Source organism: Micromonospora sp. C81 (assembly GCF_018070425.1).
GTDB lineage: Bacteria > Actinomycetota > Actinomycetes > Mycobacteriales > Micromonosporaceae > Micromonospora > Micromonospora zamorensis.
Genome location: NZ_JAGPXS010000043.1, coordinates 1 through 2,236, shown reverse-complemented (window position 1 = coordinate 2,236; position 2,236 = coordinate 1). Strand labels below are relative to the sequence as shown.

Below are 2,236 nucleotides of genomic sequence, written 5' to 3'. Positions count from 1 at the left end.
TCCGCGCTCACCTCACGCGTGACGTCACCAGCGGCACTACGGTCCACCGTCGTGCCGTCCGCGTAGGTCCACGTGCTGCTGCCGTCAGCCCCGTAAGCAATCGAGACGTCCTGCGCGGGCTGCCCATTGGCGCCTGGCACGGTGCCGTGCGTGGGCTTGCCATCGCCGTTGAACCGATCGAAGGACGCACCATCCGCGCTCACCTCACGCGTGACGTCACCAGCGGCACTACGGTCCACCGTCGTGCCGTCCGCGTAGGTCCACGTGCTGCTGCCGTCAGCCCCGTAAGCAATCGAGACGTCCTGCGCGGGCTGCCCATCAGCCCCCGGCACCGTGCCGTGCGTCGGCTTGCCGTCGGCGGTGAACCGGTCGAACGTCGCGCCATCCGCGGTCACCTCGCGGGTGACGTCACCGGCGGCGTTGCGGTCGACGGTCGTGCCGTCGGCGTAGGTCCAGGTGCTCGAGCCGTCGGGGCCGTAAGTGATCGACACGTCCTGCGCGGGCTGCCCATCCGACCCTGGCACGGTGCCGTGCGTGGGCTTGCCGTCGGCCGTGAACCGGTCGAATGTCGCCCCATCCGCGCTCACCTCACGCGTGACGTCACCGGCGGCGTTGCGGTCGACCTTGGTGCCGTCCGCGTAGGTCCAGGTACTGCTGCCGTCACTGCCGTAGGCGATGTCCACGTCCTGCGCCGGCTGCCCATCAGCCCCCGGCACCGTGCCGTGCGTCGGCTTGCCATCAGCGGTGAACCGGTCGAACGTCGCACCATCCGCGCTCACCTCACGCGTGACGTCACCAGCGGCGTTACGGTCGACCGTCGTGCCGTCCGCGTAGGTCCAGGTACTGCTGCCGTCACCGCCGTAAGCAATCGAGACGTCCTGCGCCGGCTGCCCATCGACCCCCGGCACCGTTCCGTGCGTCGGCTTGCCCTCGGGGGTGAACCGGTCGAACGTCGCACCATCCGCGCTCACCTCACGCGTGACGTCACCAGCGGCGTTACGGTCGACCTTGGTGCCGTCGGCATACGTCCACGTGCTGCTGCCGTCACCGCCGTAAGCAATCGAGACGTCCTGCGCGGGCTGCCCATCCGACCCTGGCACGGTGCCGTGCGTCGGCCTGCCATCAGCAGTGAACCTGTCGAAGGATGCACCGTCCGCGGTCACCTCGCGGGTGACGTCACCGGCGGCGTTGCGGTCGACGGTCGTGCCGTCGGCGTAGGTCCACGTGCTCGATCCGTCACCGCCATAAGCAATCGACACGTCCTGCGCCGGCTGCCCATCCGACCCCGGCACCGTTCCATGCATCGGCCTGCCATCAGGGGCGAACCGATCGAACGTCGCACCATCCGCGCTCACCTCACGCGTGACGTCACCAGCGGCGTTACGATCGACCGTCGTGCCGTCCGCATACGTCCAGGTACTGCTGCCATCACCGCCGTAAGCAATCGACACGTCCTGCGCCGGCTGCCCATCAGCCCCCGGCACCGTGCCATGCATCGGCCTGCCATCAGCGGTGAACCCGTCGAACGACGCCCCATCAGCCGTCGCCTGACGCCTAACGTCACCAACCGCATCACGATCCACGGTCGTGCCGTCCGCATACGTCCAGGTGCTACTGCCATCACCGCCGTAGGCAATGTCCACCGCCTGCACCGGTTGCCCATCCGACCCTGGCACGGTGCCATGGGTCGGCTTGCCGTCGACCGTGAACTGGTCGAACGACGCACCATCCGCGGTCGCCTGACGCGTAACGTCACCAGCGCCATTCCGATCGACGGTCGTGCCGTCGGCGTACGTCCACGTACTCGACCCGTCACCGCCGTAAGCGATCGACACGTCCTGCGCCGGTTGCCCATCCGACCCCGGCACCGTGCCGTGGGTGGGCCTGCCATCAGCGGTGAACTGGTCGAACGACGCACCATCCGCAGTGACCTGACGCGTAACGTCACCAGTCGCATTGCGATCGACCGTTGTGCCGTCCGCATAGGTCCAGGTGCTGCTGCCGTCGCCGCCGTAGGCGATGTCCACCGCCTGCGCCGGCTGCCCATCCGACCCCGGCACCGTGCCATGCGTCGGCCTGCCATCAGCGGTGAACCCGTCGAACGACGCCCCATCCGCCGTCACCTGACGCGTAACCTCACCAGCCGCATTCCGATCCACCGACGTGCCATCCGCATACGACCACGTACTCGACCCGTCACCGCCGTACGTGATGGAGACGTCCTGGTTCCCCGGAA

General features: G+C 68.4%; 1 protein-coding gene. It reads right to left on the bottom strand.

The genetic code is table 11. The features are described 5' to 3' along the window. Window positions 1-2,123 (bottom strand): hypothetical protein (locus KBX46_RS32200; RefSeq protein WP_210795861.1); only part of this gene is annotated, 2,123 nt, incomplete at its 3' end. Window positions 2,124-2,236: the final 113 nt, after the last annotated feature.